The sequence below is a fragment of the Streptomyces sp. E-08 genome, assembly GCF_049913095.1.
Taxonomy (GTDB): Bacteria; Actinomycetota; Actinomycetes; order Streptomycetales; family Streptomycetaceae; genus Streptomyces.
In genome coordinates this window covers 3,551,357-3,566,266 of sequence record NZ_CP183971.1, presented here as the reverse complement: position 1 = coordinate 3,566,266, position 14,910 = coordinate 3,551,357, and the positions used below count along the sequence as shown (strand labels likewise).

Below are 14,910 nucleotides of genomic sequence, written 5' to 3'. Positions count from 1 at the left end.
GAATTTGTGTGCACGTATCACGGTACGCCGAGTTCGACGTACCCGTTTCCGGTCAGCTTTCGCCGGCGGACTCTTCAGAGGCGGCCGAAGCGGCCTGCGCGGCGGCGCTGCCGGGGCGCTTCCTGGCCACCCAACCCTCGATATTCCGCTGCTGGCCCCGGGCCACGGCGAGCGAACCGGCCGGCACGTCCTTCGTGATCACGGACCCCGCGGCGGTGTAGGCCCCGTCCCCGATGGTGATGGGAGCCACAAACATGTTGTCCGAACCCGTACGGCAGTGAGAGCCGATCGTGGTGTGGTGCTTCGCCTCGCCGTCGTAGTTCACGAAGACGCTCGCGGCGCCGATGTTCGTGTACTCGCCGATCGTCGCGTCGCCCACGTACGACAGGTGCGGGACCTTCGTGCCCTCGCCGACCGTCGCGTTCTTCATCTCGACGTACGTACCGGCCTTGGACTTCTTGCCGAGGTTCGTCCCCGGACGGAGGTACGCGAAGGGCCCCACGGAGGCGCTCTCGCCGATGACGGCGGAGAAGGCGACCGTGTTGTCCACCCGGGCGCCCTTGCCCACGGCGACGTCCGTCAGGCGCGTGTTCGGGCCCACCACGGCGTCCTCGCCGATGTGCGTGGCACCGTGCAGCTGCGTACCCGGCAGGATCACCGCGTCGGGCTCGAAGGTCACGGTCACGTCCACGAGCACGGACGCCGGGTCCACGACGGTGACACCGGCCATCATGGCCCGCTCGAGCAGCCGGCGGTTCAGCAGGCCACGGGCCTCGGCGAGCTGCACCCGGTTGTTGATCCCGAGGATCTCGCGGTGGTCACCCGCCAGCGAGGCCCCGACCCGGTGCCCGGCCTCACGCAGGATCGACAGCACGTCGGTGAGGTACTCCTCGCCCTGGCTGTTGTCCGTACGCACCTGCGTCAGCGCCTCGGCGAGCAGCTTCCCGTCGAACGCGAACACGCCCGAGTTGATCTCCCGGATCGCGAGCTGGGCCGCCGAGGCGTCCTTGTGCTCGACGATCTCGGTCACGGCGCCGTCGGCGTCCCGCACGATCCGGCCGTACCCGGTGGAGTCCGGCACCTCGGCCGTCAGCACCGTCACGGCGTTGCCGTCGTCGGCGTGCGTGCCGGCCAGAGCCCGGAGCGTCTCCCCGGACAGCAGCGGGGTGTCGCCGCAGACGACGACGACGGTCCCCTCGGGGGCCTCGCCGAGCTCCTCCAGGGCGATGCGCACGGCGTGCCCGGTGCCGTTCTGCTCCTCCTGGACGGCGGTCCGGGTACCGGCGTAGTGCTCCGCCAGGTGCCCCTTGACCTGCTCGCGGGCGTGCCCGACGACCACGACGAGGTGCTCGGGCTCCAACTCCCGGGCGGCGGACACGACATGCCCGACGAGCGAACGCCCGGCGATCTCGTGCAGGACCTTGGGGGTCTTCGACTTCATGCGGGTGCCCTCACCCGCTGCGAGGACGACGACGGCTGCCGGGCGGTTGGCGCTCACGGGAATGCCCTTCGGCTTTGGGTGGTGGACCCACGAAGGATACCGGGGGGCAAGCGGCCGGACACGAGTGCGGGTCCTGACCTGGACGGTCAGGACCCGTGCCGTAGGGCTCCCCTGCCAGGACTCGAACCCGGACATAGGACTCCAAAGGTCCCAGTGCTGCCGATTACACCACAGGGGATGGTATTCAGGGTCAAAGCGGACATCGCGTCAGCCCTGCGCTCCGGCGGCCTCCACTATGCCGTACCAGGCGCCCTCCATGCGACGGTACAGCTCCGCGCTCCTCAGGACGTAGATGACGAGGCGCCCTCGGTAGGCCTCGGCGGTGTTCTTTCGGACCGTTCGGGGGTTGTGGCGCTTCAGCGTGGCTCCCTGGAACGCCGAGCTGTCGACCTCGGCCGGGCTCCGCCCAGAACCGCTCGGCTCCGGCGACGTCGGCGCTCTCGTGGATGCTGACGCGGAAGTGCAGGCGGTCCAGCTCTGCCTGGATCCGGTCGTAGGTCCAGCCCTGGAGGCGGAGCTCCCTCGCGCGGTACCGGAGGTCGTCCTTCGCGTTCGGCCGCTTCGTCCGGTTCGAAAGTGCGGTCGATTCAACAGTTCGAGGGACGCGTTTATCCGGCGTTGACGCAGGGGCCCACCCGTAGGGTGGTGGGTATGACCACAACGGGGGCAGACCGGGACGCCATGGGCGTCGGGAGTTGGTGGTGGTGGGGGAGACGGCGCAGCGCCGTCCTGGACATCGGGCTCGCGCTCGTGTCCGCGCTGGAGTGCGCCGTCGAGGGCATCGGCTTCGCCGACAAGGCCTCGCTGCCCGTGCCCGTCGGGGTGCTCTTCGGGCTGGTCGTCGGGTCCACCCTGCTCCTCCGGCGCCGCTGGCCCATCGCCGTCGTCCTCGTGTCGATCGCCATCGCGCCGGCCGAGATGGGCTTCCTCATGGGGATCGTCGGCCTGTACTCGCTCGCCGCCTCCGACGTGCCCCGGCGGATCACCGCCGTCCTCGCCGGCATGTCGACGCTCGCCGTGTTCGTCGTGACCTACGTCCAGATGCGCCAGGACGTCGCCCAGGTCGACGCGGGCCCGGCGGACATCGACCCGAGCGGCTGGTACGTCCCGAGTGTCGCGCTCTTCACGACGCTCGGGCTCAACGCGCCCCCGGTCCTCTTCGGCCTCTACATAGGGGCACGCCGCCGTCTCATGGAGAGCCTGCGGGAGCGGGCGGACTCCCTGGAGCAGGAGCTGTCGCTGCTCGCCGACCGCGCCGAGCAGCGGGCGCAGTGGGCGCGGCAGGAGGAGCGGACGCGGATCGCCCGTGAGATGCACGACGTCGTCGCGCACCGGGTGTCGCTGATGGTGGTGCATGCGGCGGCGTTGCAGGCGGTCGCGTTGAAGGATCCGCAGAAGGCCGTGCGGAACGCGGCTCTGGTCGGTGACATGGGGCGGCAGGCTCTCACCGAGCTGCGGGAGATGCTGGGGGTGCTCCGGGAGGAGGCCGCTCCCGCCGCTCCGGCCGTCGTGCCCCTGGCGGCGGTGGGCCGTGCCGCTGCCGCGGCGGCGGAGGCGGCCGCCGAGGACGGGCCGTGTCTTGACGCGGTGGAGGCGCTGTGCGAGCAGTCGCGGCTGGCGGGGGCGGTGGTGGAGCTGGTGGTGATCGGGGAGGCGCGTCCGTACGCCCCCGAGGTGGAGCGGACGGCGTACCGGGTGGTGCAGGAGGCGCTGACGAACGTCCACAAGCACGCGGGGGGTGCGAAGGTCGTGGTGCGGCTGGCGCACCGGGGTGCCGAGGTCGCGATGCAGGTGGAGAACGGTCCCTCGGACGTGGCGGTGGCCGATGTGGGGCTGCCGAGCGGGGGGAACGGTCTGATCGGCATGCGGGAGCGGGTGCTGCGGCTCGGGGGTGTGTTCGTGTCGGGGCCGACGGACGTGGGTGGTTTCAGGGTGTCGGCGGTGCTGCCGGCGTCGTCCGTGGTCTAGCCGGCGGTGAGGCGGGTCGGCTGGGCTCCGGTGATGAGGGTGGACAGGGCCGCGTCGATGTCCTTGCCGAGGTACCAGTCGCCCGCGTGGTCGAGGCTGTAGACGCGGCCTTCGGCGTCCATGGCGAGGACGGCCTGGTGTTCGCCCTCCTCGCCGAGCGGGGCGAGCTCGGTGTCGAGGGCGCGGCCGAGGTCGGCGAGGGTGCGGGAGAGGTGGAGTCCGGCGAGCGGGTCGAAGCGGACGGGGGCGGGCGCTATCTGCCGGCCGTGGCCGGGCGCGGTGATCCGCAGTCCGCCGAATTCGGCCCAGGCTTCGACGGCGGCGGGGAAGACGCTGTGCCGGTGTCCTGCGGGGGAGATGTGGGCGCGCAGGGTGTCGGCCCATTCTTCGGCGAGTTTGATGTCCCAGCGGCCGGGCTGCCAGCCGGCTTCGCGGAGGGCGGCGTCGACGTTGACCGGGAAGCGTGTGGTGCTGAGGTGGTCGGGCATGGGGGTGCGGTCAGCCGTTCTCGTCGGGCGTGGCGGGGTCGACGGTGCGGACGCCGAAGTGGGCGAGCATCGCCGTACAGGAGCGGCAGGGTGCCGCGTAACTGCCGTGGAGGGGGTCGCCGTCCTCGCGGATGCGCCGGGCGGTGAGTTTGGCGTGTTTGAGGGAGCGGCGGGCTTCGCTGTGGGTGAGTGGTTTGCGCTGGGCGCGTTTGGAGCGGCTGTTCTCGGTGGCGGTGAGGTGCCGGGAGAGCAGGATCGCTTCGGGGCAGCGGCCGGTGAAGCGTTCCCGCTGGCTGCTGGTGAGGGTGTCCAGGAAGTCCTGGACGAGGGCGTGCAGGACGGGGGGCCGGTCGCCGCGGCCCGCGGTGCACGTGAGGGTTTCGCCGCGGACGGAGAGGGCGGCTCCGACGGTGGGGAGGATTCCGTCGCGGCGGTGACGCAGTAAGGGTGCGCGTGTCGCCTCGGCGCTGCTGCTCCAGTTGAGGCGTGGGTCACCCTGTGTGGGCGTCGTTGCTGTGTGCATGGTGCTGGTCTTCCCCTCCTGCAATCCCCCGAGTTGCGTGGACAGCCTGCCAAATAGGGAGCCATATGGGGAAGCTGGGGCGGCGAAACGCGTCCTCGGTGTGTCGGAATCATGGTGCATCTGTCATGGCGTCGTGACAGTTGGTCACGGTCGGTGTCCGGGGGTTCGGGTCCGGTTCTGCCTCTTGTGGCAGCGCATAGGCTGTGCGGCATCAGGCTGTGGGAATCAGCCGGTAGCAGCAGTCAGTGACGCCATGCAGGGGGCAACCGCCATGACGACAGGTCGGCTCGGGCAGGACACCGCGCCACCGAACGCGGCCTATGCCGGGCAGGTCGTGCATTTCCCGGACCCGGTGCGTGCCTCTCGTCACCCGAGAGGGGTACGGGTGGACGAGCACGGTCACCCGGACTTCTCGCCGTACGCGCGTGCGGCGGCGGAGATCGCGGATCCGCCGGAGGGTTTCGGCGTCGACGAGCTGCGTCTCACGGACTATGTGTCGGCGAACGCGGCGATCGCGGCGACGGGTCATGAGCTGTGGGACACGATCCCGTCGGTGGCGACTCCGCACGGCTGGACGTGGCACCACGTGGCGCGGTCGCGGCGGATGGAGCTGGTGCCGGTCGAGGTGAAGGCGTTGTTGCGTCATCACGGCGGGGTGGCGACGGCCGCTGTCGATCAGTCGAAGCGGGGTACGCGTCCGCTGCAGGAGACCCGGCCGGTGCACTTCGGGCTGCCGAAGGGTCTGGTGTCGGTGTCGGAGCAGCAGCTCCTGGGTGTCGAGGAGGATCTCGGCTACCGGCTGCCGGGGGCGTACCGCTCGTTCCTGAAGGCGGCGGGCGGGTGTGCTCCGGTGGGGGCGGCGCTGGACGCGGAGCTGGGGCTCCTGGTGGACCAGCCGTTCTTCACGGTGCGGGAGGAGGCGGGGGTCAATGACCTCGTCTATGTCAACAAGTGTCTGCGTGACCATCTGACGAAGGACTATCTGGGCGTGGCGTTCGTCCAGGGTGGTCTGATCGCGCTGAAGGTGCGGGGTGCGGCGGTCGGTTCGGTGTGGTTCTGCGCGTACGACGACGCGCGGGACTCCGGCGAGGTGGCGGCCGGCTGGTCGGTGGGTGAGCGGGTGGAGCGGTTGCTGCTGCCCTGTGGTGCGGATTTCGACGCGTTCCTGGGGCGTCTTGCGGGTAATCCGCCGGAGCTGGAGACGGTGGCGAACCTGATGGTGGACGGCGGCTTCGCGCGTGCCGTTCCTGTGGTCCCGGTGGGGGAGTGAGCTGGCTGTGGTGACGTTCGCGCAGGCGCAGGAGCGCGCCGAGGAATGGATCAACGGCGACCTGCCGGCGTACCAGCACCGTGAGGTGCGGGTGCGGGAGTTCGGGCTGGGGTTCGTGGTGTGGGCGGAGGACCGTGAGGGTGGTCCGACGTCGGACGGCGGGCGTCAGCGGCTGGTGATCGCGCGGGACAGTGGTGAGGCGACGTTGTGGCCGGGGTTGCCGGTGGGTGAGGTGATCCGGCGGTACGAGGAGGAGTACGGGGCGACGGACGAGGTTCCGGCGCAGGCGGCGGTGCCGGCGGCGCGGATCGATCTGAATCAGACGTCGTTCCTGCTGAGTCCTCCGGAGTGGTTGCAGGACGCGGCGGACAAGATCGGGCTGCCGCGGGAGGAGTCGCATGCCTCGCAGGAGAGCGTGAGCGCGTCGGCGCCGGTGGATGACGTGTCGGACGCGGTGGGGGCGGGGGTGTCGAGGCCTTCGGCTTCGGTGGCGTCGTCCGCTTCTTCGTCTGCGTCCTCGGCGTCCTCGGCGTCCTCTGCGTCTTCTGCGTCTTCTGTCTCTTCCTCTTCGTCGGTTCCGGTGGCGGCGTCGGAGGCGGCGACGGCTCCGGTTCCGGCCGCGCCCGCCGTTCCGGCTCCTGTGGCGGAGGCGGACGCGGCGTACGAGCCGACGGCGATGGACGGTGTGCCGGCGAAGCCCGCAGCTCCCGTGCCCGCGCCCGCTCCCGTGCCCGCGCCCGCTCCCGTGCCCGCGCCCGCTCCCGCGCCCGTGTCCGCGTCCGACAGTCCGTGGGTGGACGCCAACGCGAGTTCCGGTGGTGCGGACGGGGCGGTGCCGCTGCCCGCGACCGTCTTCGCGCCGGCGCTTTCGGGTACGGACGACGAGGACACCCCGCCGCTGTCGGTGGGTGCGGACGCGCCGACCGCTCTGATGAAGGGGGGCAGTGCGCTGCCCCCGACCGCGATCGCCCCGCGTCTCGACCCGGCGGCCCCGGCCCCGGGTCAGGCCTCGGGCCCGGCCCCCGTTCCTGCCCCGATTCCGGGTCGGGTTCCTCAGGCTCCGGTTCCGCAGGCCCCGCCGACGCCCCCGGCTCCGCCCGCGCCCGCGGTGCCGGGTGCCGGGGACATCGCGGACGCCGCGACCAGCAAGGCCTCGCTGCCGCCGAAGGCCGGGCGCGGTCCGACGCCGCCCCCGCCGCCGGGTGCCCCGGGTGTGCCGGGTGCCTCGCAGGGCTCGAACGCGTACATCCCCACGCAGCTGGTGTCGCAGCTCGGGCCCGAGGGGCTCCAGCCGCCCGCGCCCGCGCAGCCGGGTCCGCCCGGTCCGCCGCCTCCGCCGCCCGCGCCGGGTCCGGTGACGCCTCCGCAGCCGGTGCACCACGCGGCGACGATGCTCGCGCACCCGAACCAGGGTGGTCCCGGCGCGCCGCCGCCGCCCCCGCCGCCGCCGGGTGTGCCCGGTACGCCTCCGGGTGGTGTCGCGCACGCGGCGACGATGCTGGCGCACCCGGGTCCGGGTGGTGTGGGTGCTCCGCCGCCCCCGCCCGCTCCGGCGCCGCCGGTCGGGGGGCACACGCCGCCGCCCGCGCCGGGTCCCATGGCTCCGGGGCCGGTGGCTCCGGGTCCCGTGCCCCCGGCGTACGGCTATCCGCAGCCGGCGGGTCAGCCGACGGTCGGTCCCGGCTACCAGGCGGTGCTGCGCTACCGGGCGCCCGACGGTTCCGAGGCGCAGATCATCCGGCGTTCGGCGCCGGGCACGCCGCACCCGGAGTGGCAGATCCTGCACGAGCTGCGGGCGATGAACGTGCCGCCGCAGCAGGTGCTGGAGCTCCACACGGAGCTGGAGTCCTGTGAGCTGCCGGGCGGTTACTGCGCGCGGATGATCCGGGAGACGTGGCCGCAGGCTCGGATCACCAGCATCGCCCCGTACGGTCGTGATCACGCGGGCCGGCAGCAGGGCATGCGGCAACTCCTGACGCATCAGGGTGAGTTGCATCAGGTCGCGGACGGTCCGGCGCGTCCGGCTCCGGTGCGGGCGCCGCTGCCGCAGGTGCAGCCGGCGCCGCCGATCCCCCCGGAGGGGATCGCGCAGGAGCTGGCGGGTGCGTTCGGTCCTGGCGTGCTGCGGTTCGACCAGCGGGCGGTGTCGCGGCAGGGTGTGCCGGAGATCGTGGCGCGCACGCTGGTGTGGGCGGGGCTTCCGGCGGACTTCGGTCCGTTCTTCTGGGCGCAGCCGGCGGTCCCGGTGGTGCCGACGCTGGCGGAGCTGGCGGCGCAGCGGCAGGTCGCGGCGGCGCCGGACGCGAGTTCGTACCTGGTGCTCGGTTCGGACTTCGGCCGGGCTATCTGTGTCCAGTACGGGACCGCGCACATCGTGGCGGTGCCGGTGGAGGCCGGTCCGGGCGGGCAGTCGGTGCCGCCGCAGTTCGTGTCCACAGGGCTGCCGGAGTTCACGCGGTCGATGGCGCTGCTGGGCCGGATGTGGCGGCTGCGGTTCGGGTTGAACCCGGAGCAGGCGGGTCGCTGGACGGTCGACTTCCAGGCGCAGTTGGCGATGCTGGACCCGGCGGCGCTGTCGTCGCCGGAGAACTGGTGGTCGGTGCTGCTTGAGCAGATGTGGGACGGCCTGCTGTAGGCGCGGCTGAACGGATGTGACGAAAGGCGCTCGACGTGTGTGCACGTTGGGTGCCTTTTGTCCGTTCTGATGCCGCATCCTGGTTGTTCGAGACCAGAGGGAAGGGGCGTCAGGGATGGCTTTCGCCGTCGGACGGGGGCGCGCGTACCGCCCCGAGCAGGTCGACCGGTTCCTCGCCGAGCTCTCCGCGGAGCGGGACGGCGCCTGGGAGCGGGCGGCGCGGCTCACCGTGCTCGCCAAGGAGATGGAGAAGGAGGCCGCCGGGCTCCGGCTGGCCGTCAAGCAGCTCGCGCCGCAGCGGTACGAGTCGCTGGGCGAGGCGGCGCAGCAGATCCTGCGCCTGGCCGAGCAGGAGGACGAGAAGCTCGTGCGGGCCGCGGAGGCCGGGGCGCAGGCCCTCGCGGAGGCGGCGGACGCGGCGGCCCGGGAGGCGGAGGAGTCGGCGCGGGCGTACGCGGAGGGTGTCCGCGCGGCGGCCGAAGCGGCGGCCCGGGCGACCCTGGAGTCGGCGCGCGAGCGGGCCGACTCGATGTCCACGATCGCGCGGCGGGACGCGGAGGGGGCCCGGGCGGCGGCCATGGAGGCCTTCGCGGAGACCGAGCGGCGGGCGGCGGAGCTCCTGGCGGAGCAGCGCGACGAGCAGACCGCCGTACGGGACGAGGCGGAACGCACGGCGGAGGGCCTCGCGGCCGATCTGGACGCCCGGCACGGCGAACTCGTCGCGGCGGCGGAGGCGGGGCTCGCGGAGGCGCAGCGGGCCCTGGCCGAGACGGAGGAGCAGGCCCGGCACGGCCAGGAGGACGCCGAGGCCCGCGCCGAGGAGCTGCTCGCCGAGGCCAGGATGAAGGCGGAGCGGGTCGAGCGCGAGACGGACCGGGTGCTGCGGGAGCACGAGGAGGCCCGGGACGAGATCCACTCCCACATGGAGCACATCCGCCACTCGCTGGCGGCGCTGACGGGCCGCCCGGCGGCGCCGGAACAAGAACGGAAGGGTGATCAGGGGGACTTGGGGGACGGGGAGGGTTCCGGGGGCGCCGCGTAGGCTCCGGGGCCATGCTCATGAAACCGACGGCGGTCACGCTCGACTGCGCCGACCCCATGGCCCTGGCCGAGTTCTACCGGCGGGCCACCGGCCTCCCGCTCGCGGACAGGTCCGACGAGGAGTTCGCGGGACTGCGCGGCGCGGACGGTCTGTTCCTCGGCTTCCAGCGCGTCGACGGCTACCGGCCGCCGACCTGGCCGGGCCAGGAGGTCCCGCAGCAGCTGCACATGGACTTCGACGTCGAGGACCTGGACGAGGCGACGGCCCGCCTCGTGGAGTGGGGCGCGACGGTACCCGCCGACCAGCCCCGCCCGGACCGCTGGCGGGTGGTCCTGGACCCGGCGGGACACCCGTTCTGCCTGTCGCTCCCGCACGGGGTGGCTTAGGGGGTGTCTTGCCGATCAGGCCGGGCTCGCGGCGCCTGGCACTCCCTGATCCGGCCTGATCGACAAGACACCCCTAGGGTCTGCCGAGCAGTGCCCGGCCGAGTTCGCTCGCCCGGTAGTACACCTCGCGCCGGTACCGGTGCGGGGTCACCAGGCCCGCGTCCCGCAGCACGGCGAGGTGCTGTGACACCGCGCCGAGGCTGAGCCCGGTCTGCTGCGCGAGGCCCGTGGTGGTGGTCGGCGTGGTCGTACGGCACAGGAGTCCGGCCCTGCTGCGCCCGAGGAGCCGCGCCAGCCCGTCGCCCGGCTCCGCGTGCCTCTCCCACAGGGTGCCGACGGCCCGCGCGGGATAGACGAGGCACGGCGGTACGGCCCCCCGCCCGGGCAGCAGGACGCAGCGGGTCGCGAAGGCGCTCGGGGCGAGGGTGATCCCGCCGCCGTCCAGGGCGGGCCCCCGGGCCGGGAGGCCGCTCCCGGTGAGCCGGTCCTCCGCCCATCGCAGGCTGGGGTGGAGGTGGGCGAAGACCTCCTGGATGCCGTCCTCGGCGAGCTGCCGGGTGCGGTGGGCGAGGTCGGCCTCCAGTACGGCCCTGATCCGGGGCCAGTACGGGCGCACCCCGGCCCGCCACCAGGCGAGCAGGGCCTCCGCGCGCTCCGGCGGCCCCGGGAGGGCGGCGAGCTCCTCCTCGATCTCGGCGAGGGGGCAGCGCGGAGGAGGGGCGAGGGCTTCGAGCTCCGGCAGGTGCGGGAGCAGGCCGGTGCGCTCCCGCCCTACCGTCAACGCCGTTTTGATCCAAGGGAGATGGAGGGCGTGGCGCCCGGGGTCGGCGGAGGCGCGCAGGGCGGCGACGGACTCCCACAGGGGTGACACGGCGAACCGGAGCTGTGCCAGGTCGTCGACCCCGAACCGTATCTCTCCCACCCGGCACCCCCGTACGAGCTTTTCGCCCAGACTAAAACAATGGTCGGCGGAGGCCGTGGCTGATGGTGTTCGCCGACATGACCACCACCTCTCCCGTCCGTCACTCTTCCCGGGCTCCCCGGCTCCACCGGCTGCCGGACTTCCGCCGGCTGTGGATCGGCGACACCGTCAGCCAGGCCGGTACCGCCGTCACGGTCCTCGCGCTCCCCCTCGTGGCGATCGGCCCGCTGCGGGCGTCCCCGTTCGAGGCGGGGCTGCTCGTGATGTGCGAGTACCTGGGCGTCCTTCTCCTGGGGCTGCCCGCGGGGGCGTGGGTGGACCGGATGCGCCGCCGCCGCGTGATGATCGTGGGCGATGTCGCCCGGGCCGTGCTGCTCGCGAGCCTCCCGCTCGCCGCGTGGCTCGGCGTGCTGACGCTGCCGCAGCTGTACGGGGTGGCCTTCGCGTTGTCCGTCTGCACGGCCTTCTTCGACATCGCGTACCAGAGCCACCTTCCCGAACTCGTCGACGACGACCGGCTGGTGGAGGCGAACGTGGCCCTGGAAGCGAGCCGTACGGTGACCGCGGCCGGCGGCCCCGGGGCGGCCGGGGCGCTCGTCGCGGCGGTGACGGCCCCGGTGGCGCTCGCCGTCGACGCCCTCAGCTTCCTCGCGTCCGCGCTCCTCCTGACCCGGATCCGCCGCCCCGACCCCCGGCCCGCGAAGGCCCCCGGGGCCCGGCTGCGGGCGGAGATCGCCGAGGGGCTGCGGTTCGTGTTCCGCGACCGGCTGCTGCGGGCGCTGACGCTCACGGCCGCGATCTCCAACCTCTGCGGCACGATCGGCACGTCCATGCTGCTCGTGCTGCTCGCGGGGGACCTCGGCCTGTCGCCGTTCCTGTGCGGGCTGGTGTTCACGGCGGAGGCGCTGGGCGGCTTCCTCGGGAGCCTCCTCACGACCCGGATCTCGGCCCGTCTCGGCGAGGTCCGCGCGATGGGCGCGTCCGTGGTGGTCAGCGGGGTGCTGTGGCTGCTGGCGCTGCCGTTCTTCCACGCGGACGGGCGGTACGCCGTGGCCTGCGTGCTCCAGGGCCTCGGCTGGACCGCCTTCATGACCTTCAAGATCAACACGGTGGCGCTCCGCCAGCGCCGCACCCCGGCCCCGCTCCTCGGCCGCGTCACGGCGACCTTCCGCTTCGTGGTGTGGGGCTGCATGCCGCTCGGCGCCCTGGCGGGCGGGCTCCTGGGGCAGTACGCGGGGGTCCGCACGGCCCTCTGGACGGGGGCACTGGGGGAGCTGCTGGCGGTGGTGCCGCTGTTGCTGGTGGGGCGGGGGGTGCAGGGAGGTGTGACGGAACGGACGGCTAACGTCGGCCCTTCTACGGGAGGGAAATCTTGAAGCACGTAAGCACACCCGGCCGCCGTCTCGCGGCCGTCGCCACCACCGTCGTCCTCGCCGCCGCGGGCGGCACGCTCACCGCGCTGCCGGCCACGGCCGCGCCCGCCGCGACGCAGGAGGCACAGCAGACCACTGTGCCGTTCCCGCGCAACGCGGACGTCGTCGGCGCGGGCCCCGGCGGCTTCCTGTCGAAGACCCGCGGCTCCACGCCGGAGTTCCGCTGGACCTGGTACGCGGACGGCTCGTCCGTCGTGCTGCCGGGCGCCACCGTCGCCGCCGCCGGCGGCGCGGACCTCGTCGTCACCGTCGACCGGACGGCCCCGGTCGCCGGCCGGGTGGTGCGGGTCTACGACCTGGCGAAGCCCACCGCCGCCCCGGTCCCGCAGGAGGTGAACCTCGACGCCCTCGGCGACGGCTTCTTCTTCGAGGGCGTCGCCGGCGACACCATGCTCCTCGGGCAGTACGTGACCGGCGGCCCCCAGAAGCAGTACGCCGTCACCCTCGACGGCAACCCGCCGAAGGCCAGAGCAGTGGCCGGAGGGTCCGGAATCTCCTGCGCCGACGGTCGCGAGGGCTGGACCGACACCGCTTCCGCGCTGTACGAATGCCACCTCGACGGGACCGGAACGGACGTCAAGATCCTCGTCGACCTCGCCTCGGGCACGTCGAGGTGGTATTCCCAGACCAACGACGAGTGGGCCCGCGACGGTGCCGTCTCCGCCACCCACGTGGCCTGGCGCGAGGCGCGGATGTCGGGCGGCAGGTCCGTCCACGGGATCGTCGCCTTCGAGCGCGGCAACACCACCGAGCGGTGGATCCCGTCGGACGACGACCTGGACGACCCGCTGTACCTGGTCGGCGGCTGGACGGCGTCCGGCCGGAAGGCGCACATCGACACGTCCACATCCGCGCCCGGCGTGCCCCGTCCGACGGTGCGGCCGTTCACGGCGCAGTCCGTCGCGACCGGCGAGACGGTCCAGCTCCTCACCGCGTTCTCCTCCGCCGTCGCCGGGCCCGGCGGCAGCCTCCTCGTGCGCGGCGGCACCCCCGAGCACGGCGAGGGCCTCTACCGGATCTCGCCGCGCCCCGACGGCGGCCGTCCGGACGTCGAGCGGGTCGCCTCCACCGGACAGTCGACCGTCCTGGCCCTCACCACTTCCACCACCCCGAAGACCCTGACCGGCGAACAGGTCGCGCGCGGGGTCGACTTCGCCTGGAACCTGTCCCGGGCGGACAGCGACGTGCGGCTGACCCTGACCGACGTGGGCAGCGGCCGGACGCTGAGCACCGGCCTGAACGCCCAGGACCCCGTCGCCCAGGGCATGCCGGGCCGGTTCGCCTGGCACTGGGACGGCAAGGACCTGGAAGGCGCCGACTGGGGCAGCCCCGCCCGCAACGGCACGTACGAGTGGAAGCTCACCGCCCGCCCCGACGAGGGCATCGGACCCGACGTCGTCTCCACCGGCCGGTTCACCGTGACCCGCCCCGCCGCCCCGCACGACTTCGACGACGACGGCACGGCCGATCTCCTCGTCCGGGACACCGGCGGTGTGCTGTGGCGCTTCGGCACCCGGCCCGCCGCTCCGGGCGGCTCCCTCGCGGCCACCGGGGGCTCGCGCGTCGGCAGCGGCTGGGGGGCCTACGACCGGCTCGAAACCGTCGGGAACGTCTCGGGTTCGGCCGCGGCCGACGTGATCGCCCGGGACAAGGCCGGTGTCCTCTGGCTCTACCAGGGCACGGGGGACCGGGACAAGCCGCTCTCGGGCCGTACGCGGATCGGGTCCGGCTGGCAGACGTACACCGAGCTCGCGGGCGGCAGCGACCTGACCGGCGACGGCCGCCCGGACCTGGTCGCCACCGACAAGGCGGGCGCCCTGTGGCTGTACAAGGGCACGGGCAGCGCCGACGCACCCTTCGCGGCCGCCAAGAGGATCGGCGGCGGCTGGGGCGCCTACAACCAGCTGACGGCCACCGGCAACCTCGCCGGCGGCCCCGCAGGTGACCTCCTCGCCCGCGACAAGGACGGGGTCCTCTGGCTGTACCTCGGCAAGGGCGACGGCACCTTCGCCGCCCGGACCAAGGTGGGCTCCGGGTGGGGCGGCTTCACCGGGCTCACCGCCGTCGGCGACGCCAACGGCGACGGCCGGGCCGACCTGCTCGCCTCGAACGGCGCCGAGACCTTCTACGCCGGTACGGGCAACTGGTCGGCGCCCCTCAAGCGCGGCGCGTCCGTGTCCCTGACACAGGACATGTCCTACAACAGCCTCTTCTAGCCCGCCCGTTCAGGTGAGGGCGCACTCCGCCCACACCGTCTTCCCCGGACCGCCGACCCTGGGGTACCAGCCCCAGCGGTCCGCGAGCCGCTCCACGAGCACCAGCCCCCGGCCCCCTTCCGCGAGTTCCCCCTCCGGAAGGGGGCCGGGGCGCACCGGCAGCCGCTCGCCCCGGGTGTCGCCGACCTCGATCCGCGCGATGGCCGGAGCTCCGTTCAGCAGGCGCAGGAGCAGCTCGAAGTCCCTCCCCGGCACGTGCCCGTGCCGCACCGCGTTCGCCGTCAGCTCGGCGGCGACGAGCACCACGGTCTCGTGCGCGGTGGTGCCGAACGGCACCCCCCACTCGTCCAGCCGCACGGCGACCAGCCGCCGGGCGAGCCTGGCCCCCCGGGCGGTCGACGTGAAACGAAGGGTGAAGACCCTGCTGCCCAAGTAAGGCGAGACGCCTGCGGGTTGGGTGGTGCCCGAGGGGCTGTCGATGTTGCTCGTCATGCCCTCCACGCTCCTCCCGGTCGCGTAGCGTGAC

The 14,910-nt window shown here is 73.3% G+C and carries 12 protein-coding genes, 1 tRNA gene and 1 pseudogene; 7 read left to right on the top strand and 7 right to left on the bottom strand.

Annotation, left to right across the window (positions count from 1 at the left end; all coding sequences use genetic code 11):
- Window positions 1–52 precede the first annotated feature (52 nt).
- From glmU to ACN9MM_RS16175, 3 genes and pseudogenes are all read right to left on the bottom strand, one after another.
- Window positions 53–1,498: a bifunctional UDP-N-acetylglucosamine diphosphorylase/glucosamine-1-phosphate N-acetyltransferase GlmU gene (gene glmU, locus ACN9MM_RS16185; protein ID WP_426364289.1), complete on the bottom strand. Its 1,446-nt coding sequence runs from the start codon at window positions 1,496–1,498 to the stop codon at window positions 53–55.
- 109 nt (window positions 1,499–1,607) lie between these two features.
- Window positions 1,608–1,679: transfer RNA gene (locus ACN9MM_RS16180), tRNA-Gln, on the bottom strand.
- A gap of 29 nt (window positions 1,680–1,708) precedes the next feature.
- Window positions 1,709–2,066 (bottom strand): annotated as a pseudogene (locus ACN9MM_RS16175) (hypothetical protein); the annotation flags it as partial.
- An 86-nt stretch (window positions 2,067–2,152) separates the two neighbouring features.
- Between ACN9MM_RS16175 and ACN9MM_RS16170 the strand changes: the two are divergent.
- The gene (locus ACN9MM_RS16170; protein WP_426364288.1) at window positions 2,153–3,469 is read left to right on the top strand and encodes a sensor histidine kinase; all 1,317 of its coding nucleotides are present in this window, start codon (window positions 2,153–2,155) and stop codon (window positions 3,467–3,469) included.
- Here ACN9MM_RS16170 and ACN9MM_RS16165 read toward each other — a convergent pair.
- Together ACN9MM_RS16165 and ACN9MM_RS16160 are read right to left on the bottom strand one after the other, a co-directional pair.
- The gene (locus tag ACN9MM_RS16165; RefSeq protein WP_426364287.1) at window positions 3,466–3,957 is read right to left on the bottom strand and encodes an SUKH-3 domain-containing protein; all 492 of its coding nucleotides are present in this window, start codon (window positions 3,955–3,957) and stop codon (window positions 3,466–3,468) included. The two genes, ACN9MM_RS16170 and ACN9MM_RS16165, sit on opposite strands and share 4 nt — an antisense overlap.
- Before the next feature lie 10 nt (window positions 3,958–3,967).
- Complete coding sequence (locus ACN9MM_RS16160) at window positions 3,968–4,480, bottom strand: YwqJ-related putative deaminase (protein ID WP_426364286.1); 513 nt, start codon at window positions 4,478–4,480, stop codon at window positions 3,968–3,970.
- Between the two features lie 271 nt (window positions 4,481–4,751).
- On the opposite strand from ACN9MM_RS16160, the gene ACN9MM_RS16155 reads away from it, so the two are divergent.
- The 4 genes from ACN9MM_RS16155 (at window position 4,752) to ACN9MM_RS16140 (ending at window position 9,813) form a co-directional block, all read left to right on the top strand.
- The gene (locus ACN9MM_RS16155) at window positions 4,752–5,750 is read left to right on the top strand and encodes an SMI1/KNR4 family protein (RefSeq protein WP_426368754.1); all 999 of its coding nucleotides are present in this window, start codon (window positions 4,752–4,754) and stop codon (window positions 5,748–5,750) included.
- Between the two features lie 7 nt (window positions 5,751–5,757).
- Window positions 5,758–8,385 carry an SUKH-4 family immunity protein gene (locus ACN9MM_RS16150; protein WP_426364285.1) on the top strand — a complete coding sequence of 876 codons (2,628 nt, stop codon included), beginning with the start codon at window positions 5,758–5,760 and terminating at the stop codon, window positions 8,383–8,385.
- Between the two features lie 115 nt (window positions 8,386–8,500).
- Entirely contained in the window at window positions 8,501–9,427 is a 927-nt protein-coding gene (locus ACN9MM_RS16145; RefSeq protein WP_426364284.1) for a cellulose-binding protein, read from the top strand.
- 11 nt (window positions 9,428–9,438) lie between these two features.
- Complete coding sequence (locus ACN9MM_RS16140) at window positions 9,439–9,813, top strand: VOC family protein (protein WP_426364283.1); 375 nt, start codon at window positions 9,439–9,441, stop codon at window positions 9,811–9,813.
- 73 nt (window positions 9,814–9,886) lie between these two features.
- Here ACN9MM_RS16140 and ACN9MM_RS16135 read toward each other — a convergent pair whose 3' ends face one another.
- Window positions 9,887–10,735 carry an ArsR family transcriptional regulator gene (locus ACN9MM_RS16135; RefSeq protein ID WP_426364282.1) on the bottom strand — a complete coding sequence of 283 codons (849 nt, stop codon included), beginning with the start codon at window positions 10,733–10,735 and terminating at the stop codon, window positions 9,887–9,889.
- A gap of 77 nt (window positions 10,736–10,812) precedes the next feature.
- Between ACN9MM_RS16135 and ACN9MM_RS16130 the strand changes: the two genes are divergently transcribed.
- A complete protein-coding gene (locus ACN9MM_RS16130) occupies window positions 10,813–12,111 on the top strand; it encodes an MFS transporter (protein WP_426364281.1) in 1,299 nt (432 codons plus the stop codon).
- On the top strand, window positions 12,108–14,384 hold the full coding sequence (locus ACN9MM_RS16125; RefSeq protein WP_426364280.1) for an FG-GAP repeat domain-containing protein: 2,277 nt from the start codon (window positions 12,108–12,110) through the stop codon (window positions 14,382–14,384). Before ACN9MM_RS16130 ends, ACN9MM_RS16125 begins: the two co-directional genes overlap by 4 nt.
- 9 nt (window positions 14,385–14,393) lie before the next feature.
- On the opposite strand, the gene ACN9MM_RS16120 is transcribed toward ACN9MM_RS16125, so the two are convergent.
- Window positions 14,394–14,876 carry an ATP-binding protein gene (locus ACN9MM_RS16120; protein WP_426364279.1) on the bottom strand — a complete coding sequence of 161 codons (483 nt, stop codon included), beginning with the start codon at window positions 14,874–14,876 and terminating at the stop codon, window positions 14,394–14,396.
- Window positions 14,877–14,910 lie beyond the last annotated feature (34 nt).

What these genes read in the sequence shown, in the direction of transcription:
- ACN9MM_RS16120 (WP_426364279.1), bottom strand. Translation starts at nt 14,876, where the DNA reads ATGACGAGCAACATCGACAGCCCCTCGGGCACCACCCAACCCGCAGGC.
- ACN9MM_RS16160 (WP_426364286.1), bottom strand. Translation starts at nt 4,480, where the DNA reads ATGCACACAGCAACGACGCCCACACAGGGTGACCCACGCCTCAACTGG.
- ACN9MM_RS16170 (WP_426364288.1), top strand. Translation starts at nt 2,153, where the DNA reads ATGACCACAACGGGGGCAGACCGGGACGCCATGGGCGTCGGGAGTTGG.
- ACN9MM_RS16145 (WP_426364284.1), top strand. Translation starts at nt 8,501, where the DNA reads ATGGCTTTCGCCGTCGGACGGGGGCGCGCGTACCGCCCCGAGCAGGTC.
- ACN9MM_RS16165 (WP_426364287.1), bottom strand. Translation starts at nt 3,957, where the DNA reads ATGCCCGACCACCTCAGCACCACACGCTTCCCGGTCAACGTCGACGCC.
- ACN9MM_RS16140 (WP_426364283.1), top strand. Translation starts at nt 9,439, where the DNA reads ATGCTCATGAAACCGACGGCGGTCACGCTCGACTGCGCCGACCCCATG.
- ACN9MM_RS16130 (WP_426364281.1), top strand. Translation starts at nt 10,813, where the DNA reads ATGACCACCACCTCTCCCGTCCGTCACTCTTCCCGGGCTCCCCGGCTC.
- ACN9MM_RS16155 (WP_426368754.1), top strand. Translation starts at nt 4,752, where the DNA reads ATGACGACAGGTCGGCTCGGGCAGGACACCGCGCCACCGAACGCGGCC.